General features: G+C 70.6%; 22 protein-coding genes. 9 read left to right on the plus strand and 13 right to left on the minus strand.

The genetic code is table 11. The features are described from left to right. Nucleotides 1-722 (minus strand): hypothetical protein (locus MCHT01_RS26405; RefSeq protein WP_218017917.1); only part of this gene is annotated, 722 nt, incomplete at its 3' end. Nucleotides 723-990: 268 nt separating this feature from the next. Beyond that, nucleotides 991-3,147 (minus strand): S46 family peptidase, encoded by a 2,157-nt coding sequence (locus tag MCHT01_RS19325; RefSeq protein WP_067067563.1) that lies wholly within the window; start codon nucleotides 3,145-3,147, stop codon nucleotides 991-993. A gap of 195 nt (nucleotides 3,148-3,342) precedes the next feature. Between MCHT01_RS19325 and MCHT01_RS19330 the strand changes: the two genes are divergently transcribed. The 3 genes from MCHT01_RS19330 to MCHT01_RS19340 all read left to right on the plus strand — a co-directional run bounded on the left by MCHT01_RS19330 (nucleotide 3,343) and on the right by MCHT01_RS19340 (nucleotide 5,237). Beyond that, a complete protein-coding gene (locus tag MCHT01_RS19330; protein WP_067067565.1) occupies nucleotides 3,343-3,606 on the plus strand; it encodes a hypothetical protein in 264 nt (87 codons plus the stop codon). Nucleotides 3,607-3,705: 99 nt separating this feature from the next. Then, nucleotides 3,706-4,410 (plus strand): DNA adenine methylase, encoded by a 705-nt coding sequence (locus tag MCHT01_RS19335; protein ID WP_245643429.1) that lies wholly within the window; start codon nucleotides 3,706-3,708, stop codon nucleotides 4,408-4,410. After that, the gene (locus tag MCHT01_RS19340) at nucleotides 4,407-5,237 is read left to right on the plus strand and encodes an 8-oxoguanine DNA glycosylase (protein WP_067067570.1); all 831 of its coding nucleotides are present in this window, start codon (nucleotides 4,407-4,409) and stop codon (nucleotides 5,235-5,237) included. Before MCHT01_RS19335 ends, MCHT01_RS19340 begins: the two co-directional genes overlap by 4 nt. Before the next feature lie 30 nt (nucleotides 5,238-5,267). On the opposite strand, the gene MCHT01_RS27855 is transcribed toward MCHT01_RS19340, so the two are convergent. From MCHT01_RS27855 to MCHT01_RS19360, 4 genes are all read right to left on the minus strand, one after another. After that, nucleotides 5,268-6,818 (minus strand): methyl-accepting chemotaxis protein, encoded by a 1,551-nt coding sequence (locus MCHT01_RS27855; protein ID WP_084453015.1) that lies wholly within the window; start codon nucleotides 6,816-6,818, stop codon nucleotides 5,268-5,270. 293 nt (nucleotides 6,819-7,111) lie between these two features. Next, nucleotides 7,112-7,750 (minus strand): hypothetical protein, encoded by a 639-nt coding sequence (locus MCHT01_RS19350; RefSeq protein ID WP_067067572.1) that lies wholly within the window; start codon nucleotides 7,748-7,750, stop codon nucleotides 7,112-7,114. Next, on the minus strand, nucleotides 7,747-8,196 hold the full coding sequence (locus MCHT01_RS19355) for a hypothetical protein (RefSeq protein WP_067067575.1): 450 nt from the start codon (nucleotides 8,194-8,196) through the stop codon (nucleotides 7,747-7,749). The genes MCHT01_RS19350 and MCHT01_RS19355 overlap by 4 nt, the downstream gene beginning before the upstream one ends. Nucleotides 8,197-8,250: 54 nt before the next feature. After that, nucleotides 8,251-10,869 (minus strand): DNA internalization-related competence protein ComEC/Rec2, encoded by a 2,619-nt coding sequence (locus tag MCHT01_RS19360; protein ID WP_148661619.1) that lies wholly within the window; start codon nucleotides 10,867-10,869, stop codon nucleotides 8,251-8,253. A gap of 24 nt (nucleotides 10,870-10,893) precedes the next feature. Here MCHT01_RS19360 and MCHT01_RS19365 point away from each other — a divergent pair, with 24 nt between their 5' ends. From MCHT01_RS19365 to MCHT01_RS19375, 3 genes are all read left to right on the plus strand, one after another. Beyond that, nucleotides 10,894-11,361 carry a RidA family protein gene (locus tag MCHT01_RS19365; protein WP_067067579.1) on the plus strand — a complete coding sequence of 156 codons (468 nt, stop codon included), beginning with the start codon at nucleotides 10,894-10,896 and terminating at the stop codon, nucleotides 11,359-11,361. After that, nucleotides 11,361-11,858, plus strand: coding sequence for a disulfide bond formation protein B (locus MCHT01_RS19370; protein WP_067067582.1), 498 nt, complete (start codon nucleotides 11,361-11,363; stop codon nucleotides 11,856-11,858). Before MCHT01_RS19365 ends, MCHT01_RS19370 begins: the two co-directional genes overlap by 1 nt. 252 nt (nucleotides 11,859-12,110) lie before the next feature. Continuing rightward, the gene (locus tag MCHT01_RS19375; protein WP_067067583.1) at nucleotides 12,111-13,703 is read left to right on the plus strand and encodes an alkaline phosphatase D family protein; all 1,593 of its coding nucleotides are present in this window, start codon (nucleotides 12,111-12,113) and stop codon (nucleotides 13,701-13,703) included. A gap of 210 nt (nucleotides 13,704-13,913) precedes the next feature. Here the strand turns inward: MCHT01_RS19375 and MCHT01_RS19380 are convergent, their stop codons facing one another. The 7 genes from MCHT01_RS19380 to MCHT01_RS19410 all read right to left on the minus strand — a co-directional run bounded on the left by MCHT01_RS19380 (nucleotide 13,914) and on the right by MCHT01_RS19410 (nucleotide 23,297). Further along, nucleotides 13,914-14,579, minus strand: a complete 666-nt coding sequence (locus MCHT01_RS19380) for a helix-turn-helix transcriptional regulator (protein WP_148661620.1) — start codon at nucleotides 14,577-14,579, stop codon at nucleotides 13,914-13,916. Between the two features lie 378 nt (nucleotides 14,580-14,957). Then, entirely contained in the window at nucleotides 14,958-16,346 is a 1,389-nt protein-coding gene (locus MCHT01_RS19385; protein ID WP_067067587.1) for a DUF1501 domain-containing protein, read from the minus strand. 38 nt (nucleotides 16,347-16,384) lie between these two features. Then, a complete protein-coding gene (locus MCHT01_RS19390) occupies nucleotides 16,385-18,166 on the minus strand; it encodes a DUF1800 domain-containing protein (RefSeq protein WP_276525811.1) in 1,782 nt (593 codons plus the stop codon). Nucleotides 18,167-18,504: 338 nt separating this feature from the next. Beyond that, nucleotides 18,505-19,893, minus strand: coding sequence for a DUF1501 domain-containing protein (locus MCHT01_RS19395; protein ID WP_067067590.1), 1,389 nt, complete (start codon nucleotides 19,891-19,893; stop codon nucleotides 18,505-18,507). A gap of 63 nt (nucleotides 19,894-19,956) precedes the next feature. Further along, a complete protein-coding gene (locus MCHT01_RS19400; RefSeq protein ID WP_084453088.1) occupies nucleotides 19,957-21,687 on the minus strand; it encodes a DUF1800 domain-containing protein in 1,731 nt (576 codons plus the stop codon). Nucleotides 21,688-21,946: 259 nt separating this feature from the next. After that, on the minus strand, nucleotides 21,947-22,585 hold the full coding sequence (locus tag MCHT01_RS19405; protein WP_067067593.1) for a CoA transferase subunit B: 639 nt from the start codon (nucleotides 22,583-22,585) through the stop codon (nucleotides 21,947-21,949). Between the two features lie 10 nt (nucleotides 22,586-22,595). Next, a complete protein-coding gene (locus tag MCHT01_RS19410) occupies nucleotides 22,596-23,297 on the minus strand; it encodes a CoA transferase subunit A (RefSeq protein WP_067067595.1) in 702 nt (233 codons plus the stop codon). A gap of 169 nt (nucleotides 23,298-23,466) precedes the next feature. Here MCHT01_RS19410 and MCHT01_RS19415 point away from each other — a divergent pair, with 169 nt between their 5' ends. The 3 genes from MCHT01_RS19415 to MCHT01_RS19425 all read left to right on the plus strand — a co-directional run bounded on the left by MCHT01_RS19415 (nucleotide 23,467) and on the right by MCHT01_RS19425 (nucleotide 25,119). Beyond that, complete coding sequence (locus MCHT01_RS19415; protein ID WP_067067597.1) at nucleotides 23,467-23,874, plus strand: PaaI family thioesterase; 408 nt, start codon at nucleotides 23,467-23,469, stop codon at nucleotides 23,872-23,874. Further along, nucleotides 23,871-24,437 (plus strand): LuxR C-terminal-related transcriptional regulator, encoded by a 567-nt coding sequence (locus MCHT01_RS19420; protein ID WP_067067599.1) that lies wholly within the window; start codon nucleotides 23,871-23,873, stop codon nucleotides 24,435-24,437. Before MCHT01_RS19415 ends, MCHT01_RS19420 begins: the two co-directional genes overlap by 4 nt. Nucleotides 24,438-24,744: 307 nt before the next feature. After that, a complete protein-coding gene (locus tag MCHT01_RS19425) occupies nucleotides 24,745-25,119 on the plus strand; it encodes an HU family DNA-binding protein (protein WP_067067602.1) in 375 nt (124 codons plus the stop codon). The last annotated feature ends 26 nt before the right edge of the window (nucleotides 25,120-25,145 follow it).

The following is a 25,145-nucleotide window of genomic DNA, read 5'->3' on the forward strand; positions in this document are numbered from 1 at the left end:
ACCTCGACCACCACCGGCTCGCTGCGATGGCCGCTCTTGTCGGTCTGAACGACCGTGATCGAGTTGTTCCCCTCGGCGAGCTCGCTCGCTGGAACGCCTGCGCCATGACCCTGGTGCCAGGTCTTGCCCCCGTCGAGGCTGTACTCCCATTCCGCATCCGGCGACACGCCGGAGATCGGCACTTGGCCCTGGCCGTTGATCGGAGCGCCACCCGAGTCAGGCACCTTGACCGGCGGCACTGGGGAATCGCCACCTGAGGAGGCGCCCGGCGCCTGGGGTGTCTGCGGTGTCTGCGGTGTTTGAGGCATCTCGGCGTTCGGACTCGCCTTCGCGTCGCTTCCACCGCCTCCGCCGCCGGCCGCAGCGGCCACACCCACCACGCCCAGCGCGCCCAAGCCGACCGTCGTGAGACTGAGGCCGGACGCTGCCACGCTCGAAGCGCTCACCGATGTCGCGGTCGAGCTCGCGGCGCTGTCCACGACTGCAGCGGCATCGCCGCTGGATGACGTCGACAGGGCGACCGCGCCTTCGCTGTCGTCGTTCTCGTTTGGTCGGGTCACCTTCGCTGTCGGCCCGTCCTGCATGGACGATTTCTCGACGTCGTTCTCATGCGGTCGCTTCACGCCACGCCGAGTGGGATCGACGACGACACCGTTGATCTTGCGCGCCGACTCGGCGCCGGCTCCGGAGGACTTGCTCTGGGACGGGGTGGATGCGTTCATGACGGCTCTCGCTTGGGATGGAAGGCCCGCAGTGTCGAAGTCCGCGTCGTCGCACTCCATGGCTTCGACAGGTCTGCCGCTTGGGATCAACCTACTCATCTGAGCTACCGCAACCCCTCATTGCCGTAGTCCCGAACCTGCCGAGCACCGACGGGCATCCACCCGCACCGACCATTGCCCTCCAATCTCCCAACCGCAGCCACCAAGCAAAACGCCCCGCGCGAGGCGGGGCGTTCAGGCGTCGAAACGCGTCAGGCGATCATCGCCCTCACAGCGCGTTCATCTCCTTGAGCAGACGGTCCGCCTTGTCGACGACCTTCATCTGCCACAGCATGTAGCGCGCATCCAGGCAGATGCTGCGGTTCATGTTGTCGTTGAAGTCCCAATCGGAGATCACCGCGTCCAGCGTGCCGTCGAACAGCAGGCCGACCAGCTCGCCATTGCCGTTCAGCACCGGCGAACCCGAGTTGCCGCCCGTCGTGTCCAGCGTGGCCAGGAAGTTCACCGGCACCGAGTCCAGCGCCTTCACGCCGTACTTGTCGAAGGTACGCGCCTTGATCGCGGCCAATTGCTCGGCAGGCGCGTTGAACTCGCCCTCGCCGGTGTGCTTGGCCACGATGCCGCGCAGCGTCGTGAACGCCGTCCAGGTCGTGCCGTCCACGCCCGGGTTGCGGCCCTTGACCTGACCGAAGGCCACGCGCAGCGTGCCGTTCGCGTCCGGATAGACGGCCTGGCCGCGGCTGGCCTTGAAGTCGATCTCGGCTTGCATCACGGTCGCGTAGGCCTGCTGCAGGCGGCCCGCCAGGGCCTTGTCGCGGTCCTCGCGCGCCACCTCGTCGGCGTGCAGCGCGACGGCGGCCTTCACCAGCGTGTCGGCGCTGCCTTCGAAGTCGGCGGCGTCACGCGCCAGCCAGGCGGTGCGCGTGGCCTTGTCGGTCAGCTTGGTGCCGGCGTACAGCGCCTCCACGCGGGCCGTGACGGCCGCCGCATCCATGCCTGCGCTCACGCCCAGCGCCTTCAGGAAGGCGGGGTTGAGCTGGTCGGCCGGCTGCGCCAGGTACTGCGTCAGGAAGTGGGCCACGACCTTCTTCTCGGTCACCGCGTCGAAGCGGCGGTCCACCGTCTCCAGCGACTGCTTGCGGCGCAGCTGGTCACGGTCCTGGAAGCCGGACTTGCGCTCGGCGTCAGGCTTGCGGCGTTCCAGCGACTGCTCGTACAGCTCGGATGCGCTCTTGAGCAGCGTCGGCGTCGCGTACGACAGCAGGAACTCGCGGCGCGAGATGGCCTGGCGCTCGGCGATGACGCGCTCAGCCTCGGCCAGTGCCGGACCGTAGGCGGCGCGGCGCTTGGCATCAGCCTCGACCCAGGCCTTCATCTGCGCGTAGGCGGCCTGCTTGCGCGCCAGGATGTCGCTGCCGGTGTAGCTGGCGATCTGCCCCTGGTAGTTCTTGTAGTAGTTGTTCACGCCGGCCACGGTGTTGGCCAGCTGGATCTCGGCGTCGCGGCGGCCGGCGGTGGCCTCCTTGATCAGGGCGAGCTGCTCGCCCATGGTCTTCACGCGGGTGGGCAGGTCCGTCGAGAACGCGTAGTCCACTTCCTGGGGAAGGCGATGGCGGTTGGTGCGGCCCGGATAGCCGGCCACGGCCACGAAATCGCCTTCGTTCAGCGGCGAGCTCGCCAGCTTCAGGAAGTGCTGCGGCACGAAGGGCTTGTTGTCCTTGCTGAAGTCGGCCGGCTTGCCGTCCGGCCCCACGTAGGCGCGGTAGAAGCTGTAGTCGCCGGTGTGGCGCGGCCACATCCAGTTGTCGGTGTCGCCACCGAAGACGCCCACGCCCTCGGCCGGCGCATGCACCAGGCGGACGTCGCGGATCTCCAGCTGCTTGACCAGCTGGAACATCAGGCCCCCGTAGTACGAGCCGACGGAGCAGCGGTGGCCCGCGTCCTTCTCGCACGCGGCGACCTGCGCCTTCTGGTTGGCCTCGATCGCCTCGTAGCGGGCCTTGCCCTGCAGCGCGGCGGTCTTCTTGTCGATGATCTTGTCGGTGACGTCGGACAACGCGACGGTCACCAGGATGCGGCTGCCCGGCGCGGCCGGCAGCTCGTCCGCCAGCGAGGCGGCCAGGAAGCCGTTCTTCAGCAGGTCCTTCTGCGGCGTCGAGTTGTACTGGATGCTGCCGAAGGCGCAGTGGTGGTTGGTCACCACCAGGCCCTGCGGCGACACGAACGACGCCGTGCAGCCGCCCAGGCTGACCACCGCGCCCATCGGGTAGCCCAGCGGCTGCGACAGGCGCGCCGGGTCGAACTTCAGGCCCGCGGACTTCATGTCCTTGGCCACCAGCGGCAGCTGCTGCGGCATCCACATGCCTTCGTGCGCCTGCGCGCCGGACGCGGCCAGGGCCATCGCGGCCCACATCAGTCGTTTCATGAGAAGGACTCCTGTCCCATCCAAAAGTTGAAGGGCGGAACCATACACGAGCGACAAGCCCCTCTCCCATGTCGATCGGCACCCGCACATTCCCGGGGTTGCCGCTCGGATTTCCAAGAACGTGGGAGAGGTTTTTTCTGACCCGAAACTTACAATCGGGTTTTCCCTCGGTTCCCGCCGTCCCGGAGCCCCGCCATGACCTTGAACGAACTCAGCCAGGTGAAGCGCTGGATGGTGATGCACAGCGCACGCCACCCGATCGAACTGGCGGTCTGGAACCTCGTGCTGACGATCTGGATGCTGGGCTTCATGGGCGTGCCGGGCGCCCTGCTGACCCAGGCCTGGCTGGCGCTGCCGCTGTGCCTGCTGGCCTGGCTGCTGCCCATGGCCTACACCGGGAGCCGTCGCCGCCTGCACCGCGCGGGACGCCTGCGTTGCGACTGGCTCACCGCCCTGTGATCGCTCCGTGATCGCCGGCTGAGCGATCTCCGGTCCGAACGGCGCCCGTCCGGCGCCCGCGGTCGCTTCATCGGCTTGACACCATCGTCACTTCTGACGATGATTCGGCGCATGAAGTATCCAGGTGGCAAAGGCAAGACGTTCCAGCACGTCATCAACCTGATGCCTCCGCACCGGGTGTACATCGAAACCCACGTCGGCGGCGGCGCGGTCCTGCGCCACAAGCTGCCGGCCGAGCGTTCCATCGCCATCGATGCCGACGAACGGGTGATCCAGCGCTGGCGCTCAGGCGAGATCGAGGTCCCGCCCGGCGTCGAGCTGGTGTGCGCCCGCGCGGAGGATTTCCTCGCGCGCTACGCGTTCCAGGGGGACGAGCTGGTCTACGCGGACCCGCCGTATCACCCGGAGACGCGCCGGCAGCGGCGCATCTACCGGCATGAATACGACGCCGCGGACCACGCGGCGTTGTTGTCTGTGCTGGTGACCTTGCCCTGCAAGGTGATCCTGTCCGGCTACGCGCATCCGCTCTACGACGAGATGCTGCCCGGCTGGCGGACCCGCGAGTTCCAGGCCAAGACGCAGGTCGACGTCCGGACCGAGACGCTGTGGTTCAACTTCGAGCCGCCCGCGGTGCTTCATGACCCTCGCCATCGCGGCGACAACTTCCGCGATCGTCAAACCCTGAAACGGCGCCTCGAGCGCCTGCAAGAACGTGTCCACGCCATGGACCCCGTCGAACGCGCCGCGTTCGCGCAATGGCTGCACACCGCTTATCCAGCCGCTCTCCGGAGCGTCGCCCCATGACCCAGACCGTTGCCATCGTCGCGCGCGCAGGTTCCCTGCAGCGCGAACTCCCGAATCCTGACCAGACCCTGCTGACCGGTGTGCGCTGGGGCGCGCTCGACGAATTCCCCACCCCCGCCTACTGGACCCGGCTGGCGCTGGCGCACCGCCTGGACGCGGCGCCGCCCGCGGCCTCGGGCCGCTCGCTGGCCGAGGAGGTCGGCGCCTCGCTGCTGGGCGGTCCCGGCATCCCCGTCGCGCTGGGCGAGGCCGCCTTCACCCGCGTGCGCGAGCGCGGCGCCTTCGTGCAGCCGGGCATGTGCGAGATCACGCTGGCCGGCTGGCTGAGCGAGCCGCTGGAGGTCAACGGCAAGACGCTGAACTTCCGCTTCGCCGAGCAGAAGGCCCGCCACCTGGCCGCGGTGATGCCCGCGCTGCTGTCGGCTCCGGACTTCGCGGCCGGCTACGAGGTGCGCAACTGGCTGATGGCGCTCCCCGGGGTGGGCCCGAAGACGGCCTCGACCATCGTGCGCAGCTGGTCCGCGGCCGAGGATGTCGCCCTGCTGGACGCGCATGTGCTGCGCGTGGGCCAGGTGATCGGGCTGTTCTCGCGCAAGCTGACCGTGGAGCGGCATTACCTCGAGGTCGAGTCGCGCTTCCTGAAGCTGTGCGCCGCGATGGACCTGCGGCCGTCGGAGCTGGAGGCGGTGATCGCGCGCGAGATGAGCGCCTCGCCGGAGACGGTGCGCTTCCTGGCCGACCACCTGAAGGCGACCGAGACCGCCGCCCAGCCGGCCGCGCGCCGCATGCGCGAGCCGGAACAGATCGCGCTGGTCTTCACGGCCTGATCACCCGCCGGCGCGGTCGCCCCTCGCCGATCAACCCGCGAGCCGGAAGCGCGCCACCACCTGCGCCAGCTGAGCCGCCTGCGATTGCAGCGCCTCGGCCGCGGCGGCGGATTCCTCGACCAGCGCGGCGTTCTGCTGCGTCATGCCGTCGAGCTGCGACACGGCGGCGTTGACCTCGGACAGGCTCTGGGTCTGCCCGCCGGCGGTGGCGGCGATGTCGCGGATCAGGCGGCTGACCTGGTTCACCGCCTCGACCACCTGCTCCATGGTCGCGCCCGCGTCGCCGACGACGCGGCTGCCGTTCTCCACCTGCTCGACCGAGGCCGCGATCAGGGTCTTGATCTCCTTGGCCGCCTCGGCGCTGCGCTGCGCCAGCGAGCGCACCTCCGACGCCACCACCGCGAAGCCACGGCCCTGCTCGCCCGCGCGCGCCGCCTCCACGGCCGCGTTGAGGGCGAGGATGTTGGTCTGGAAGGCGATGCCGTCGATCACGCCGATGATGTCGCCGATCCGGCGCGAGGACTGCTGGATGCCAGCCATCGTCGTGACGACGCGGCCCACCATGTCGCCGCCGCGGCTGGCCACGCCGGCCGCGTCCTGCGCGAGACGGCTGGCGGCGTCGGCGCTGCTGGAGCTCTGCCGCGCGGCGTCGGTCAGCTGGTGCATGGCCGCGGAGGTCTCCTCCAGGTTGGAGGCCGCCTGCTCGGTGCGCGACGACAGGTCGCTGCTGCCGGTGGCCACCTCTCGGCTGGCCTCGGCGATGTGGTCGGCGCTCGCGCGGACCGTGGACATCGAGGCATGCAGCGCGTCGCGCATCTTGCCCAGCGCCCGCAGCAGATCCCCGAGTTCATCGGCCCGCGCGGCCGCGGTGACGTCGCGCAGATCGCCGTCGGCGATGCGGCCGGCGGTCTCGGCCGCGACCCGCAGCGGATGCGTGAGCGAGCGCGTCAGCAGCCAGCCCACCACCGCGCCGAGCAGCGTCGCCACGCCCACCAGCGACCAGATCGCCGTGAGCACGACGCGGTAGTCGCTGTTCGCCTGCGCGTGCGCCGCCACCGCGCCCTCGCCGTTGATGCCCACCAGCGCCGCCAGGCTGTCCGTCGCCCCCCGGAAGGCCGTGCGCGAGTCCCCGCGCAGGATGCCCACCGCCTCGTCGCGTCGCCCCTGGGTGAAAGCGGCGACATAGCGGTCCTGCGCCCGGTGATAGGTGTCGAGCTGACGCCGCAGCGTGTCGAAGGCCTGGCGCTCGCGCTCGCTCGCGACCAGACCGTCGTAGTCCTGGAGCAATCGCGGGAGCACCGTCCACTGCTGCACGAGGCGGGCGGCCTCGTCGGCGACCGCCTTGGCGTCGCCACCGACCAGCATCTGGAGCTCGGCGCGCCGCATCTGGTTCATGGATTCGCCGATCTGGCCGAGTTTCTGCGTGCTCGGCAACCAGTTGTCGGCCAGGTCGTCGACCTTGGCCTGCACCTGCGAGACGCGGCTGGCGCAGAAGGCGCCCATGGCCAGCATCAGCAGGACCAGCAGCGCGAAGCCCAGACCGAGCCTCACGCCGACCTTCAAGTCGGACAGCAGTCGCATGGCAGCCTCCCCGCGGCGCCATCCCGGCGCCCGCCACGCAAGCTATCACGGCGCCATCGACCCGTCATGGCCCCGGCGTGAGGGACAGCAAGGACCTCGCGAGTGCCGCCAAGGCCGAGGCCGACACCAACATGAGCGTGAGCGCCAATGCCAATGCCAATGCCAATGCCAATGCCGGTGCCGGTGCCGATGCCGATGCCGATGCCGATGCCAGAGGCGGTGACAGTACCAGTACCAGTACCAGTGCCGGTGCCGGCGTCAGAGCCGGGACGCCGCTCTTGCAGTGGCGACGCTCACGGCATGCGCGAGGTCGGGCTCTTGGCGGCCGTCCCCGCGGCGCCCTCGCGCGTGGCGGAGGCGACCGGGCGGCGCTGCCGGGCGGCGGCGATCGCGCGATCCAGGGCGGACTGCTCCGCGTCGATGTCCTTCAGCCAGCCCGCATAGGCCGGCCCGGCGTAGATGCGCTTCACGTCGGTGATCAGCTGCTGCGCCCGGGTCGTGCAGCCGGTGACGCGGTAGGCGCGGATGATCTCGACCAGGCCGTCCAGGATCGCGCCGTTGAGCTCGTCCAGCACGTCCATCGCCGCCTCGCGGTCCGACGGATCGCCTTGCGGCGACCAGGCCTGGTCGAGGTAGGCGCGCGCGTCGTCGTCGACCGGACGCAGGCTGTCGATGGCGCGCTCCAGCGAGGGGGCGGCGCAGTCGGCGCGGCCCCCCGCCGCGCCCTTGACGTAGCTGGCGGCGCTGGCCTTGACCTTGTCGAAGACGGCGCCGGCCCGGTCGATCGCCGCCTGGGCGCGCTGGTTGGCCTCGTTGGAGGAGAAGCCGCTGAGATCGTCGTCGGCGAACTGCGGCAAGGGCGTGGCGCCTGCCGGCAGGCCGCAGGCCATCAGACCGGCGACGCTGAGGAGCGCGAGGACGCGACGCATCATTGGGCGTCCCGCGGCTGGGTGCCGGCGGCTCCGGTATGGGGATTCACGTTGCCCAAGGTGCTGTAGTTGTTGTTGCGGGTGGCGTCGGGATTCGTCGCGTAGTGCGACGCGACGAAGCCGCCATCGCGGCGGTAGTGGGAGGCGACGAGATGCTCCGAGGTCGCGCTGGGCCGTTGGGCCCGGGCGAAGGCGCCGGTCGAGCGGTGGACGCTGCGGAAGCCGCTGTGCGGATGGGTGCCGGAACGCGTCCGGTCCCGGGTCGGGGCCCCGCCCAGGTCGGCCCGCTCGGCGCGGTGCCCGCTGGCGTGCGGCGCGCCCAGGTGGGAGGCATGGCCGGCATGTCCGCCGCCATGGCCCCCGCCGCCGCCCCGCGCCATCGCCTGCGCGCCGCACAGGCTCAGCAGCAGCGCGATTCCCGCGCATCGGATTTTCCCGGCCGTCTTCATCGGTCCACCCCTCTACCTCATCGGTCTGTCAGGACCGGCGGCAACTGTAGCCGGTCAGCGCCCGTCAACGGTCGAAAGCCCCGTCGGGCCGACAGACGGCGCCAGGGAATTCTCGAGGGCGGCCTCTCCCTCCAACGGCTCGGTCGACGACGCGCCCGACGATTCGGTCGGGGATTCAGTCGGGGATGCGGTCGAAGCCCCAAGCGACGACTCGGTCGGCGGTACGGGCGGCGAGTCGAGCGCCGCGGGCAGCCAGTAGCGCCGTCGCTGGGCCCGCTCGCATCCGGCGACGGGCGGCTCGCGGCGGTCACTGCGCCAGCGCCAGGCCCCGCAATCCACGCTGTTCAGGACCCGGGCGCCGGCCGCCCGATAGCGCGCCACGACCTCCGCCCTCGGATGTCCGAAGCGGTTCAGATAGCCCGACTGGATCGCCGCGACCCGCGGCGCGACCGCCCGCACGAAGGGCGCCGACGAGGAGGTCCGGCTGCCGTGATGCGGCACGACGAGCACCTCGGCCGCCAGCCCGCGCGCGCCCTCGCGGCGCAGCAGGCGCGCTTCCTGAGGCGCCTCGATGTCGCCGGTCAGCAGGACGCGGCGGTCGCCGGCGTCGATGCGCAGCACGCAGGACGAGGCATTGCGCTTGAGCGCCGTGCCCTCGCCCACCTCCGGCGCCAGCACCTCGAAGCGCACGCCGTCCCAGGTCCATCGCTGGCCGCGCTCGCACGGCGCGCCGCCCGGGACGGCGCCGAAGCGCCGCGTCACCGGCAGCCCCTGGAGCAGGCTCGCGTTGCCGCCCGCATGGTCCTGGTCGGCATGGCTGACCATCAGCAGGTCGATGCGGCGCTCGCCGAGCCCCCGCAGCAGCGGCAGCAGCACGCGCTGCCCGGCGTCGGAGCCGGGCCCCCAGCGCGGCCCGGAATCGAAGACCAGCGTGTGCCCCTGCGTGCGCACGAGCGCCGCGCCGCCCTGGCCGACATCGGGGAGCCAGAGCTCCACCTGCCCGGACGGCGGGCGCCCGACCGCGGGCCACAGCATCGGCACGCACAGCGCGAGGCCGGCCAGACGCAAGCGGCCGGGCCACGGCAGGGCCGCCGCGACACCACCCGCCAGCCCCAGCCCCTTCGCCCAGTCGGGCGACCACGGCGCGTGCCAGACGGCGAGCGGGAGATCGCGCAGCGTCTCCAGCACCAGGTTGAGGAGGCCGACGAGCCAGCTGCCGACGGTCCACAGCGGCGAGGCGATCGCGCCCAGCATCGCCAGCGGCGTGATCGCGTAGGTCACCAGGGGGATCGCCACCGCGTTGGCGAGCAGGCCCGCGGGCGAGAGCTGCTGGAACAGCAGCAGCGTGAGCGGCGCCAGGCCCAGCGTCACCAGCCACTGCGTGCGCCAGGCGCCGCGCAGCGCCCCCCGCAGACCCGCCTCGGGACGCAGGTCGGCCGCCATCAGCAGCGCGACCGCGCAGAAGGACAACCAGAAGCCCGGCTGCGCCAGCGCCCAGGGGTCGGCCAGGCACACGCCGGCGGCGGCGCTCAGGAGGCTCATCGGCCAGGGCCAGCGCGCCCCGCCCAGCCGCAGCAGCGCCAGGATCAGCAGCAGGCCGAAGGTCCGCTGCGCCGGCACGCCCCAGCCGGAGAACAGCGCGTACACCCCCGCCGCGGCGACCCCGATCCCCATCGCCGCGCGCGGCGCGGGCCAGCGCAGACACAGGCGGGCGCTGCGTCGCCAGGCCGCGCCCGCGATCGCCCCGGCGAGCCACGCGAACATCGTGACGTGCAGGCCGCTGACGCTGAGCAGATGGGCGACGCCCGTGTCCCGGTAGAGGGCCCAATCCCGAGCGCCGACCGCGCCTTGATCCCCCAGGCTCAAGGCGGCGAGCACGCCGATGCCGCGCCGCATCTCCCCTGGCGCCGCCTGGCCCGCGGTCCCGCCCTGCGCGGCGAGATGCCGCTCGATCGCGTCGCGCAGCGATTGGCGCAGCGCGGTCACACCGAAGCCGCCCGCCTCCAGCCGCAACTGGCCCTGGCGGCGACAGCTGCCCGCGGCGGGCAGGTCCTGCGCCAGCATCCACAAGGCCTGGTCGAAGCCCTGCGGATTCGCGAGGCCTCGGGGCCGGCGCAGCTTGACGGCCAGCCGCCAGCGCTCGCCGGCACGGGGGGTGGCGGGCATCTCGTAGCAGGAGAGCAGCACGCGGGGCGGTGGCTGAAGCGATGCGCCGGCCTCGGCGCCCCGCTCCGCGCCGTCGACGTCGAACACGAAGCGCCAGCCCTCCACCCCGCCCATCCCTTCGGTGCGCTGCGGCAGCGAATCGACCCGGCCGGTGAGGGTCAAGACCTGGCCCTCCAGCGCGACGGGCAGCACCTCGGCCATGCGCAGGCCGGCGCGCCACGCGGTGCTCCCGAATCCGCCCAATGCCGCGAGCAGCGCCCAGGCCAGCCAGCGTTCGCGGGCCCAGAGGCGCCAGGGCCGCGTGGGGATCCGCCCCGGTCCTCGCATGAGGACGGACGCGAGGTCGACCGCCAGCGCGATCGCGACCAGCGCCGTCGCCAGACCGACCGCCAGCCACACGCGGGCACCGGGCAGGACGGGCAGCAGGTGGACCGTCCCCATGCCGAGCAAGGCTGCTGCCGGCACCGCGCTCCAGCACCAGGACGGGGTGTAGGATCCGCGACGCAATTTTTCACTTCCGTGCAGATTCCCATGACCAGCTCCGTCTACGACCGCCTCACGCAACTCGGCATCACCCTGCCGCCCGTGTCCGTTCCGGCCGCGGCCTACGTGCCCTTCGTCCGCACCGGCAACCTGGTGTTCCTGTCCGGTCATATCGCGAAGAAGGACGGCAAGGCCTGGGTCGGCCAACTGGGCAAGGACACCGACACGGCCACCGGCAAGGCCGCCGCGCGCGCCATCGCCGTCGACCTGATGGGCACGCTGCACGCGGCGGTGGGCGACCTGAACAAGGTCAAGCGCATCGTCAAGCTGATGAGCCTGGTCAACAGCACCGGCGACTTCACCGAACAGCACCTGGTGACCAACGGGGCGTCGGAGCTCTTCGGCGAGGTCTTCGGTTCCGACGTCGGCGCGCATGCCCGCAGCGCCTTCGGCGTGGCGCAGATCCCGATGGGCGCCTGCGTCGAGATCGAGCTGATCGCCGAGATCGCCGACTGATGCGCGGCCTGAGCGCATCCCGCGTGCTGGCCTTCAGCGCGCTGGTGTCGATCGCGGGCGTGGCGGCGGCGCTGGTCGCGCAGTACCAGTTCAACGTCAAGCCCTGCCCCTGGTGCGTGATGCAGCGCGGGATCTTCATCCTGATCGCGGTCGTGAGCGGCCTGGGCTGGATCCTGCAGCGCGTGGGCTTCGCCCGCGTGCTGGCGCTGCTGCTGACGGCGGCGCTGGGCGTGGCCGGTCTGGTCGCGGCGGGTTATCAGCACGAGGTGGCCTCCAAGCTGGCCAGCTGCGACATGACCTTCGCCGATCGCGTGCTGACCGCGCTGGACCTGGAGGCCCGCCTCCCGAGCGTGTTCATGGTGACGGCCTCGTGCAACGAGGCCGCGGCGTACTCGCTGCTGGGCCTGCCGTACGAGATCTGGAGCGGCGCGCTGTTCACGCTGATCGCGCTGCTGAGCCTGCTGGTGCTCAAGCGCCGCGCGACGGGTCGTCGTTGAGCTGACATCGTCGATCGATCCCTGCGACGGGGCCTTCGGGCCCCGTTGTCGTTTCCGCGCGGGTGGCGCGGGCCCGATCGGGGAGGAAGCCCGATTCAACGCGCGGCGGTCCCGGGCTTCAATGACTCGAATCCGGGTCCTGCGTGAGATCCGTGTCGACGTGGTCACGAGATGTGTCGGCCGCGATCCGTCACCGCCCCGTCATGCCCTCCCGGCAGCATCCGCTGCTTCGCCACGACCCCGGAGACCCGCATGGACCGCCGCCGCTTCCTCCACGCCAGCGCCCTGATCGGTGGCGCCACGCTGCTGTCGCCGCATGGCGCGCATGCCCAGGCGCCGGCGCTCATCACGCGGGACGCCATGCGGCCGCAGATGCCGCACGGCATCCAGAGCGGCGATCCGATCGCCGACGCGGCCGTGATCTGGACCCGCGGCGATCGCCCGTCGCGGCTGTGGGTCGAGTGGTCCACCACCGCCAGCTTCGCCCACCTGCAGCGCGTGCGGGGCCCGCATCTGCTGGAGGACTCCGACTTCACCGGTCGCATCGACCTGCGCGGCCTCCCGGCCGGCCAGGAGATCTTCTATCGCGTCGTCCTGCAGGACCTGCGCAACGAGCGCGTTTTGTCCGAGCCCCTGCCCGGCCACCTGCGCCTGCCGCAGGCCGCCGGCGGCAAGGCCACGCGCGACGTCCGCTTCGTCTGGAGCGGCGACACCTGCGGCCAGGGCTGGGGCATCAACGAGCAGTGGGGCGGCATGCGGATCTACGAGCAGATCCGGCGCGTCAACCCCGACTTCTTCCTGCACTCGGGCGACACCATCTATGCCGACAGCCCCATCGAGGCCGAGGTCAAGCTGGCCGACGGCACGCTGTGGCGCAACCTGGTCACCGAGCAGACCAGCAAGGTCGCCGAGACCCTGGACGAGTACCGCGGCCGCTACCGCTACAACCTGATGGACGCCAACATCCGGCGCATGTCGGCCGACATCCCGCAGATCTGGCAGTGGGACGACCACGAGGTCACCAACAACTACTCGGACTCCAAGGACGTCGGCGGCGACGCCCGCTACAGCGAGAAGAACATCCCGCTGCTGGTCGCGCGCGCGACCAAGGCCTTCCAGGAGTACGCGCCGATGCGCCGCTTCGGCGACGCCGAGAGCGAGCGCATCTATCGCCACCTGCCGCAGGGCCCGCTGCTGGACGTGTTCGTCGTGGACATGCGCAGCTACCGCGGTCCCAACAGCGCCAACCTGCAGACCGAGGAAACGCCGGAAAGCGCCTTCATGGGCCGCCCGCAGATCGCGTGGCTGCTCGACGGGCTGAAGCGGTCCAAGGCGACCTGGAAGGTCATCGCGGCGGACATGCCCATCGGCCTGCACGTCAACGACGGCAAGGACGCCGAGGGTCGCGACAAGTGGGAGGCCATCGCCAACGGCGACGACGGTCCGCCGCGTGGCCGCGAGATCGAGATCGCGCGCCTGCTCAGCGAGATCAAGAAGGCCAGGCTGCACAACATCGTGTGGCTGACCGCCGACGTGCACTACACCGCCGCGCACTACTTCGATCCGGCGAAGGCGGCCAAGCACACCGACTTCCTGCCCTTCTGGGAGTTCGTGTCCGGCCCGCTGCACGCGGGCGGCTTCGGGCCGAACCAGGCCGACGGGACCTTCGGGATGCAGGTCGTGTACCAGAAGGGCCCGGGCTATGCGAACGCGCCGCCGAGCAGCGGATTGCAGTTCTTCGGGCAGGTGGACATCGATGCGAAGACGCGCGCGATGACGGTCACGCTGAAGGACCTGGAGGGGGCGTCGCTGTATACGAAGGTGCTGGAGCCGAAGCGGGGGTAAAGACCCTCACCCCGACCCTCTCCCGCAGGCGGGAGAGGGGGCCACCGAGCCAGGCGCCAGAAGCCATAAGCCTGGCGGCAGATGGCAGGTGGATCGGGGGCAGCTGGGATCGAGTCGGCGGAAGCCGGGGTGGGGGTGACGATTTTGGGACTTATGAGGAACCCCCACCCCGGCTTTCGCCGACGGGCGAGGTCCTCCGACGATGGCGGCTCAGCGCAACTCGATGCCTCGCAGCACGCCCTGCATGGGCGGCAGCTGCGCCACCAGCGACACGAGCTCGCGGATGCTCTCCGTCGCCGTCTTCGCCCGCACGCTCGCAATCTGGGTGCGCACGGTCGAGATGGCGACGCCGTTGCGTTGCGCGATCTCCTGGGGCTGCAGGCCATCGCACAAGGATTGCAGGACCTGCCGTTCCGCCGCGGTCAGCTGATGCTCGCGCGCGAAGGCGAGCATGGGCAGCTCCCCGCACAGGCTGCGTTTCCCGAGCACCAGCAGCGCCTGCCCGTGCCGCATCGCGCTGTCCTGCAAGGGCAGCACCGACAGCGACAGCCGCGCCCCGCCTCGTCCGAGGCAGATGAGGTGCCGCAGCCCGCGCTGCACGTCGGCCAGCGCCTGTTCCAGCCGCTGCTGGTCCAGCCGCTGCGGCGCCACCAGCGCGCCGTCGACGAGCTGCAGCGGCGAGCGCTCGTCGAGCTGCCCGCGCGCGCTGCTGTTGGCATAGAGCAACTGCCCCGTGCCGGTCACGAGACAGACCCCCAGGTCGATCTCCTCCAGCGCGTGGCGCCACCATCGATCCGGCGTGCCTCGCCGGCGTTCCGGCCCGCGATAGGACACGAGCCATCCCAACTCGGGGATCCTCCCCTGCGTACCGTCCATTGCGGCCTCCACTGATCGGCTTCTTGAACACCGAGCCCGCGGCGCCCGTCCGTCCGGTCTGAGGCCGGCTCCGGCAATTCGGGTGCCAGTGCGAATGTTAGGAGAACGCCCCGCGAATGCGTAGCGATGTTTGCGGACGCCGTCCCCCTAGGCCTGGGGGGCGGGGGATGTCGGTTTCCTTCGATGGAATCCGGCATCGGACCGGATCCGGCCCGGCGTCCCCGGATCGCGTTTCGGATCGACCCGGATTTCGGGAGTCGCCGTCCCCCGCGTGTCATGAAGCACCGTCTCGGTGCGCGAGAACGCGCCGTGGCCTCGCGTCGTCGTCGTCGTCGTCGTCGCGCCAGCCTGCGGGAACGCGCGAACGCGCCGCTGGTCTCAGCGCATGAAGCCCAGATCGCTGGCCGCGAAGTTGCCGATGTTGGGCAGCACCGTGCGCAGGTCCGTGGCCGGGACGCCCATCCACAGCGCCAGCGTCGCGGCGAGTTGGTCGACCGAGGTCGTCGGCAACAGACGGCCTTGGCCGACGTCGTCCGGGCCGTTGACGCTCACCGACGGGGCCGTCCCGTAGAAGCGGCCCCCCCGCACCGCACCGCCCATGACGAAGTGATGGGATCCCCAGCCGTGATCGGTGCCGTCGCCATTGGAGGACAGCGTGCGGCCGAAGTCGGACGCGGTGAAGGCCGTGACCTGGTCGGCCACGCCGAGTTCCTGCAAGGCCCCGTCGAAACTCGCCAGCGCCCCGCCGACCTGCTGCATCAGCGCCGGATGGCGCGTGCCCAGCGCGTCGTGCAGGTCGAAGCCGCCCATCGCGACGAAGTAGACCTGCCTCGTCATGCCCAGCGCCGAGCGCGCGGCGATCAGGCTCGCCACCATCTTGAGCTGGCGCGCCAGCGCATCGCCCGCGAAGGCCGTCGACAGCGTCGTGCCGCCCGTCAACGCGGTGCTCAGCGCCGCCTGCAGGTCGATCGAGCGCGCGGTCACCCGGTTGAGCTCCGATTCCATCGCATGCGTGCGGTCCTCGGTGATCAGCGCCTTGAGCAGCTTCGCGCAGGAGCTCGACCCGAACATCTGGCTGCCGATGCCGGTGATCGGCTTCTTGCCGCCTGGCCCGGTGAGGTACTGGAAGGCCGCGTCGCCCGCCTGGAAGATCGCGTTGCCCGAGACATTGATGCAGGTCAGCCCGGCACGTCCGTTGGCCGACAGCATCATGTCGGCCATGCGGCCGCCCCAGCCGGTGCGCGCGCCCTCGACGTTGGACGACTGCCAGAGGCTGGACTGGTCGTTGTGCGAGAACAGCTTGGGCGGCGCCGGAACCGCGCCGGACTTGTACTGGGCCAGGGTCATCGGCGCGGTCAGCGTCCCGATGTTCAGCATCACGCCGAGGCGGCCCGCGTCGAACACCGGCTTGATCGCCGACAGGCCCGGCGCCAGCGCCATCTGGCGGCCGTCGGGCAGCGCGAGGGTCGGCGACAGCGCCGTCGCCGCCAGCGCGTCGCGGCCGATCGCCAGCGTGGGCCGGATCGCCGCGTAGGCCTGGTAGTCGGCGGTGTCGTACGGGATCACCGTGTTGGCGTAGTCGTTGCCGCCATAGAGGAAGACGCAGACCAGCGCCTTGTAGTCGCCGCCGCTCGTGGCGGCCGCGGCGTCGCCGATCGCGGCGAGCTGCAGCGCCCAGGGCGCGGCCGCGCCGGCCACGGACACCGCCGAGGCGCGCTTGAGGAACTCGCGGCGGTGCAGCGAGGGCAGTCGGGACACATGGGCCATGGGAGAGTCTCCGGAGGGCGTCGCGCGGGGCGACACGCTCATTTCTGGATCTGGTATTCGGGGCAGGCCAGCAGCAGCATCCAGCCGGCGCGGGCCCGGTTGACGCGGCCGTCGTCGGTGGTCGCGCCGATGGTCGCGGCCGCCGCCGCGATGCGCTGCTGGGTCGCGTCCGAGATCGCGCCGCCGCCCAGCAGCAAGGCCTGGCGCGCCACCATCGCGCGCGGGTCGGACGCCAGCGCCATGTCCGCCGACAGGTCCGGCTTGGCGTCGCCCTGCCCGGTCGTCAGCAGCGTCTGCATGAAGTTCAGGTAGCCGGTCACGGTCACCTCGTTCAGCAGCTGGAACTCCGGCGCGGTGACGCCCGCCGTCGTCATGGACGAGTTCGGCGGCACATAGCCGGGCCGGTAGAAGTTGAAGACCGAGGGGCTGTAGAACGGGCTCTGGCCGAGCCGGGTCTCCGGGTCGCTGGTCTCGGGGAGGGTCCATTGGCCGGCGGAGCTCAACCGGATCGCGCGCGCCACCTGCACGAAGCGCAGCACCGGCTCGCGCAGCTTGCCGGAGTTGCTCAGGCCGGCGTCGATCAGGCGCGCCTCGGGATCCAGCAGCACGGCGCGCAGCACCGCCTTGAGATCGCCGCGCGCGCCCTGCCCGTTGTTGTTGAAGGCCTGCGCGACCCGCTGCACATAGGCCCGGCTGGGGTTCGAGCACACGAAGCGCTGGATCAGCTGACGACCGAAGAACGGGCCGACGTTGGGGTGGTTCGCGAGGATGTCCAGCGCCTGGCGCAGGGCGGCAGGGCCGTCGGCGCCGGCGGGGATGGTGGTGCCGAGCACCGTCTTCGCGCCACCGGCGAAGTCGGCCGCGTTGTGCGCCATCGGTCGGCGCATGAAGGAGGGATCGGCACCGTTCGGCGCGGCGGTGTCGAAGTCCCAGCCCGTGAAGGCGCGCGCGAGTTGCGTCACCGTCGTCAGGTCGTAGGTCTCGACCGGGCGGCCGCCCGCGCTCTGCACGCTGCCGTCCAGGTTGAGCTGCGCCAGGCCGATGGTGAACAGCTGCATCACCTCGCGGGCGAAGTTCTCGTCGGGCTGACGACCCTTGCCGTCCTCCTTCCTGCTGCCGCGCATCGCCAGGAAGCTGCCCATCGCCGGCGACAGCGTCACCGCCTCGAGCAGACCGCGGAAGGTCCCGAAGGCGTTGTCCTCGAGCAGGTCGGCATAGGCGGCCAGCATCATCGTGCGCCACGGCAGCGTGCAGCCGACCGCCGACACCACGAAGATCTCCGACAGCGCCAGCACCATGCGCTGGCGCAACTGGTCCGGCGAGGTGATGAACTTGCACCAGACGCTGTTGGGGAAACCGTCGAAGTTGGCGGCCTTCTTCGCCTCGGCGGCGTAGCCGTTGCGGGTGAGCCAGTCCCAGTTTGTCTCGCTGCGCGGCGCGAGGAACTGCAGGTCCAGCCAGGACGCGTAGCCGACGGACTTGAGCGTGGCGATGTCGGCCTCCGTCGCGCCGAACCCGGCCTGCGCGAGGAAGCGCGCGGCCTGGGCATCGTTGGGCAGCGGCCAGACGGGCAGCGGCGCGGGCGCCGGGGCCGGCGCGGCCGCTGCCGGTGCGGGCGCAGGCGCGGGCGCGGGAGCGGGAGCGGGAGCGGGACTCGGCGCGGGCATCGGCGCCGGCGCGGGGCTGCCGGTCCCCTCTGGCGTGGGCGCGGTGCCCGAGGGTTCGGCGGAGGGATCTCCACCGCCTCCGCCGCCGCCACAGGCGCTCAAGGCGGCGGCGGTGGCCGTCAGGGCGGCGGAAGACCAGGGGAATCGGAACATGGCGGCGGGGTGTCGGTACTGCTGACGCCCGGCACTCTAGGGAGTTCCGCCCTCCGGATCAGCCGCCCAATCGCAACAGCGGAAAGCCTCGGAAACGCATTCGGTTACCGTGGCTTTCGACCTCGACGCGGGCGCGTTTCCCCCGTGATCATCGGCCCTGTCGTCGATCGGGCGGTACTTCTTCCCATCCCGTCGAGCCAGGCGTGCGACTTCGCACGCGGCGGGCGCCACCCGGCGCGTGCGAGGCGGCCGCGGCCCGCCGTGTTCCCACCCCGCCGCGTCGCCTCCGTCGTAATTGACGACGACAAACCCGCCAGTTCCCGCGATCGCCGCCGATCTCAGGCCGCGAAGAGCCCGAGGTCTTTCTGGTTGAAGTTCACGATCCCCGGCAGCACCCCCGGCAGATCGGTCGGCGACACGCCCATCCACAGCGCCAGCGTCGCGGCCAGTTGGTCGACGGCGGTGGTCGGCAGCAGCCGGCCCTGGCCGACGTCGTCCGGTCCGTTGACGCTCACCGACGGCAGTTGACCGTAGAAGCGCCCGCCCTTGACCGCGCCGCCCATCACCAGGTGATGGCTGCCCCAGCCGTGATCGGAGCCGTCCCCGTTGGAGCTCAGCGTGCGGCCGAAGTCCGAGGCGGTGAAGGTGGTGACGTTCTGCGCGACGCCCAGCTCGCGCAGCGCCGCGTCGAAGCTCGCCATCGCGTTGCCGACCTGGCCCAGCAGGCCCGGATGCTGCGCGACCAGGTTGTCGTGCAGGTCGAAACCGCCGACGGACACGAAGAACACCTGGCGCGTCGCGCCGAGCGCCGAGCGCGCGCCGATCAGCCGCGCGACCATCTGCAGCTGCGCCGCCAGGTTGTTGGTCTCGAAGGCGGTCTGCAACGTCTGCGAGGCCAGCGCCGTCGTCACCGTGCCCTGCGCGCTGATCGAGCGCGCGGTGACGCGGTTGAGTTCCTGCTCCATCCAGTGCGTGCGGTCGGCGGTGACCAGCGCCTTGAGCGCGTCGGCGCAGGCCTGCGAACCGAACACCGGCTTGGTCGCGCCGTTGACGGCGACCGCGCCGCTGGGGCTCATCTGGTACTGCACCGCCTGGCCGCCAGCCATGAACACGGCGTTGCCGGAGACGTTGACGCAGGTGAAGGTCGCGTTGCCGTTCCCACCGAGGAACTGGTCGCCCAGCCGGCCGCCCCAGCCCGAGGTTGCGCCCTCGGGCCTGGAGGACTGCCACAGGCTCTGCTGATCGTTGTGGGAAAACAGCTTGGGCGGCAGCGGCACGTTGCCGGCCTTGTACTGCGCCAGCGTGGTGGGCTGCATCAGCGTGCCGATGTTGAGCATCACCGCCAGGCGGCCCGCGTCGAAGACCGGCTTGAGCGCGGACATGGTCGGCGCCAGCGCCATCTGGCGGCCGTCGGGCAGCGCGACCGACGGTGTCAGCGCGGTCGCCGCGAGCGCGTCGCGCGAGGTGGCCAGGCTCTGGCGGATGGTGGCGTAGGCCTGGTAGCTGGCGGCGTCGTAGGGCACCAGCGTGTTGCCGTAGTCGTTCCCCCCGTACAGGAACAGGCAGACGATGGCCTTGTAGTCGCCGGGCGCGGCGGCGGCCGCGGCCTCGTTGATCGCGGCGAGCTGCAGAGCCCAGGGCGCGGCCGTGCCGGCCACCGACAGCGCCGAGGCGCGCTTGAGGAACTCGCGCCGGCGCAGCGCCGGCAGCTGGGAGATGTGGGACATGGCGGGTTTCCTCGCGAGTCGGTCAGGCGGTGGGGCGGGCGGTGGAGCGCGTGGGGGCGCCGCTCACTTCTGCACCTGGTAGTCGGGCGCGGCCAGCAGCAGCAGCCAGGCCGCCTTGACGCGGTTGAGCTTGCCGGCGTCGGTGTCCGCCTTGATCGAGCCGACGGCCGTGGCGATGGCGGTGATCGTCGCGTCGGCCAGGCCACCGCCGGTCATCAGCAGCGCCTGCCGCTGCACCAGCGCGTTGGCGTCGGCGGCCACGGCCAGGTCGGCGGTGTAGTCGGCCTTCATGTCGCCGATGCCGTTGCCGATCAGGCCCTGCATGAAGTTCAGGTAGCCGGCGACGGTGGACTCGTTGCAGAGCTGGAACTCCGGCGCGGTCACCGCGTTGGCGCCCAGCTGCGAGTTCGGCGGCACATAGCCGGGCCGGAAGAAGTTGAAGACCGAGCCGCTGCGCAGCGGGCTCTGGCCCAGGCGGGTGGCGGCGTTGCTGGTGTCGCCGATGGCCCAGAGGTCGCCGGGCGAGCTCATGCCCACGGTGCGGGCCCACTGGACCAGGCGCACGATGGGCTCGCGCAGCTTGCCGCCGCCGGGCGCGGTCGAGGGCTGACGGGCCTCGGGGTCGAGCAGGATCGCGCGGATCACCGCGCGCAGATCGCCACGCTGACCCTTGCCGTTGTCGGCGAAGACGGCGGCGATGCGCTGCACGTAGGCCGGACTGGGGCTGGAGCACACCAGGCGCTGGATCAGCTGACGACCGATGAAGGGGCCGACGTTGGGATGCGCGGCCAGCGTGTCCAGCGCGATCTTCATCGCGGCCGGGCCGTCGGCGCTGTCGGGCACGGTGACGTCGAGCACATGCTTGACGCCGGTCGAGAAGCGGCTGGCGGTGTTGACCATCGGCCGCTGCATGTAGCTGGGATCAGCGCCGTTGGGCGCGGCGGTGTCGAAGTCCCAACCGGTGAAGACGCGGGCCAGCTCGGTGATCTGCGACAGCGCGTAGGTGTCGGTCGTCTTCCCGTTGCTGAGCTGCGGCGTGCCGTCGGCGTTCAGCATCGACAGGCCGATGGTGAACAGCTGCATCACCTCGCGGGCGTAGTTCTCGTCGGGCTGGCGGCCGGTCTTGGGGTCTTCCTTGCGGTTGCCGCGCATGGCCAGGTAGACGCCCATGGCCGGCGACAAGGTCACGCCCTCGAGCAGCGCGCGGAAGCTGCCGAAGCAGTTGGCCTCCAGCATGTCCACGTAGGCGCCGGTGGCCAGACCCGGCCAGCTGACAGGCAAGCCGTTCATCGAGACGACGAAGATCTCCGACAGCGCCAGCACCACGCGCTGGCGCAACTGGTCCGGCGAGCCGATCAGCTTGCGCCAGAGCGTCGCGTCGACGCCGGCCAGGCTGTTGCGATAGGCGTCGACGGCATAGCCCTTGGCGCTCAGCCAGTCGTAGTGGCTCTGCGTGCGCGGCGCGGCGAACTGCTGGTCCAGCCACCCGGCGTAGCCCAGCGACTTGACGGAGGCGATGTCCGCGGTGCTCGCGGCAAAGCCCGCCTGCGCCAGGAAGCGCGCGGCTTGCGCGTCGGTGGGCGGGGTCGCGGTCTGGGGATTGGCGTCGGGGCTCCCCGCGCTGCCGCTGTCGGGGCCGGCGGCATCGCCGCCCCCGCCGCCGCAGGCCGCCAGGGCCGCCGTCGCCAGCGCGGCCGCGGCGACGCCAGCGGCTGCCCTCGGCAGGCCCGGCGTGTCGGCCTGGGGCTCAGGATTCGGGAGATCGATCTCGGCAAGGGTCGGTGCGGCAGTCATGTCGGCATCGGCTCGGAACGGCGGATGCGGGATCGTGACCAGGAGTTCGCCCAAATACACCGTCATTCGTACAACAGGTGAAAGACGTGGCAACAGGTCGTCACCGCGTGACTTCCGCACGGGCGGAGTTGTCCGGCGTCGGGTAAACGGGCAACAAAGCCGACACGCCGCGATGGGGACGGGTCTTGCCGCACCCCCATGAAAAAGGGCCAGGTCTTGCCTGGCCCCCTTCGCTTTCCGGGTCGGTGCGCGTCGCGCGTCAGATCAGCGGCACGCCGGTCTTGCTCTGCACGAACTCGCGGCTGACCTCGGGGGCCAGCTCCACCAGCTTCAGGCCTTGCGGCGTGACGTCCATGACCGCGAGGTCCGTGATGATGCGGTTCACGACGCCCACACCGGTCAGCGGGAGCGTGCACTTGGGGATGATCTTGAGATCTTCCGTGCCGTCCTTCTTGCGGGCGACGTGCTCCATCAGCACGATCACGCGCGGGACGCCGGCGACGAGGTCCATCGCGCCGCCCATCCCCTTGACCATCTTGCCGGGGATCATCCAGTTGGCCAGGTCGCCGTGCTCGCTGACCTGCATCGCGCCGAGGATGCTCAGGTTGATCTTGCCGCCGCGGATCATCGCGAAGCTGTCGTGGCTGCCGAAGATCGAGCTGCCGGGGATGGTGGTCACCGTCTGCTTGCCGGCGTTGATCAGGTCGGCGTCGACCTCGTCATCCGTCGGGAAGGGGCCGATGCCCAGCATGCCGTTCTCGCTCTGCAGCCAGACTTCCTTGTCCGAGGGAACGAAGTTGGCCACCAGCGTCGGAATGCCGATGCCGAGGTTCACATAGAAGCCGTCCTCCAGCTCCTGCGCGGCGCGTGCCGCCATCTGGTCTTGGGTCCAGGGCATGTCGATCTCCTCAGGCGGCGGGACGGATGGTGCGCTTCTCGATGCGCTTCTCGGGATTGGGGTTGTGCACGATGCGATGCACATAGATCCCCGGCAGGTGGATCGCATCGGGATCCAGTTCGCCGACCTCGACGACCTGCTCCACCTCGACGATCGTCACCTTGCCCGCCATCGCGGCCGCCGGATTGAAGTTGCGCGCCGTGCGGCGGAACACCAGGTTGCCGCTCTTGTCCGCGACATGCGCCTTCACCAGCGCCACGTCCGGATTCAGCGACCGCTCCATCACGTACTGGTGGCCGTCGAACTCGCGGATCTCCTTGCCCTCGGCCACCATCGTGCCGACGCCGGTCCGCGTGAAGAAGGCCGGGATGCCCGCGCCACCGGCGCGCAGCTTCTCGGCCAGCGTGCCCTGCGGCGTGAACTCCAGCTCCAGCTCGCCCGCCAGGTACTGGCGCTCGAATTCCTTGTTCTCGCCGACGTAGCTGGAGATCATCTTCTTGATCTGCCGCGTCTCCAGCAGCTGGCCCAGGCCGAAGCCGTCCACGCCCGCGTTGTTGGAGATGACCGTCAGGCCCTTGACGCCGCTGTCCCGCAGCGCCGCGATCAGCGCCTCCGGAATGCCGCACAGGCCGAAGCCGCCGACCGCCAGCAACTGTCCGTCGCCGACGACCCCTTCCAGCGCCGCATGGGCACTGGGATAAAGCTTGTTCATCCGTTGTCTCCTGTTGCTGTTCCCGACCGCCATCGCCTCACGCCCCCGGGCGCGATGTCGAGTGCGGCTCGAACTCCGTCGGCGAATCTACTACGTAAGGCATTACGTAAGCGCTACGTAGAATTGATTAAGCATCATCCCCCGCCAGCGAGCCAGACAAGGAACCCCGATGCCCCTCCCCCTCGACGAGCTGCGCGCGCAGATCCCGCGCATCTTCGCCCCCTGGATCGTCGCACTCGACCTCCAGCCCGTCCATGCGGAGGACGGGCTGCTCCGCCTGGAGATGCCGGTCGTACCCGAGCTCGTGCACGTGGGCGGCGTGATGTGCGGCCAGGCCAGCATGGCCGCGGCCGACACGGCCATGGTGCTGCTGATGATGAGCGAGCTCGGCGAGTTCCGCCCCATGACCACCGTCCAGCTGCAATCGAGCTTCCTGCGGCCCGTCTCGGGCGCGCGCTGCACGATCGAGGCTCGCCTGCTGCGCCGCGGCAGGAACCTGGCCTTCGGCCAGATCGATCTCCTCGACGAGCAGGGCCGGCTGGCCGTGCAGTCCACCACCACCTACGCCCTGCTGTGAACGCCGCCGTGAGCCTCGACTACCGCACCGCCTTCGACCAGGCGCCCATCGGACTGGTGATCTCCGAGAACCGCCTGATCAAGGACTGCAACCGGCTGCTGCTGGAGATGTTCGGCGCGCAGCGCGAGCAGCTCATCGATCAGAGCTTCGAGCTGCTCTATCCCAGTCCCGCCGAGTTCGAGCGCACCGGCGAGCGCATCATCGCCAGCCTCGATGCCGACGGCTATTACGCCGACGAGCGCGTGATGAAGCGGGTCGGCGGCGCGCGCGGCGGCGAGATGTTCTGGTGCCATGTGTCGGGCCGGGCGCTCGATCCGGCGCGGCCGCACGCCAGCGGCATCTGGAGCTTCGAGGACCTGTCCGCGACCCGACAGCTCAAGGCCGACCTCACCGCCCGCGAGCGCGAGATCGCCGCGCTGCTGATCGAGGGCATGACCAGCAAGCTCATCGGCCGCAAGCTGGGCGTGAGCCCGCGCACGGTCGATGTGTATCGCGCACGGCTGATGAAGAAGTACGGCGCGGCCAGCACGCCGGACCTGGTCCACCGCCTGCTGGTGTCATGAGCGCGTGAAGCGCCTGCGACATCGCGTCGGCGCCTGTCGCCAGCATGCGGGACGCCGTGACAAATTCCCGGGCGAGCCGCCATCACGGCCCCGGGCCGCGCCCGGATGGCGTGCCCGCAACATCGTTGCATGCGCTCACAACCGGGCGAAAACCCCGATCAACACGCGCATCGCGCAAGACCTGTCCCCGGATGTGCGATTTCATCGGTGATTTGCGGGGCAACCCGGGGATGCGCGCGTGATTTCTCGCGCACAATACGCGCCGTCCGGCCTTGGCGCCGGGCTTAACTTGCAAGAGTCCAATCGAATGAACAAGACCGAACTGATCGAACACCTGGCTTCCAAGCACGAGCTGACCAAGGCCGAAGCCGGCCGCATCCTGGAAACGCTGCTGGACGCCGTGGTCACCACGGTGAAGAAGGGCGGCGCCGTGTCCATCCCGGGCTTCGGCTCCTTCAAGCAGCACGCTCGCGCCGCCCGCACCGGCGTGAACCCCAGCACCGGCGACAAGATCAAGATCGCCGCCGCCAAGCTGCCGAAGTTCACCCCGGGCGCCGGCTTCAAGGCCGCCGTGGACCCGAAGGCCGCCGCTCGCAAGGCTGCCGCCAAGCCCGCCAAGGCTGCCAAGGCCGCTGCCCCCAAGGCCGCCGCCAAGCCCGCCAAGAAGGCCGCCAAGAAGTAATCACTTTTGGATCGCGCCGATCGCGG

Origin of the sequence: Mitsuaria chitosanitabida ATCC BAA-476 = NBRC 102408 (genome assembly GCF_001598255.1) — a bacterium.
GTDB classification, from domain to species: domain Bacteria; phylum Pseudomonadota; class Gammaproteobacteria; order Burkholderiales; family Burkholderiaceae_C; genus Roseateles; species Roseateles chitosanitabidus.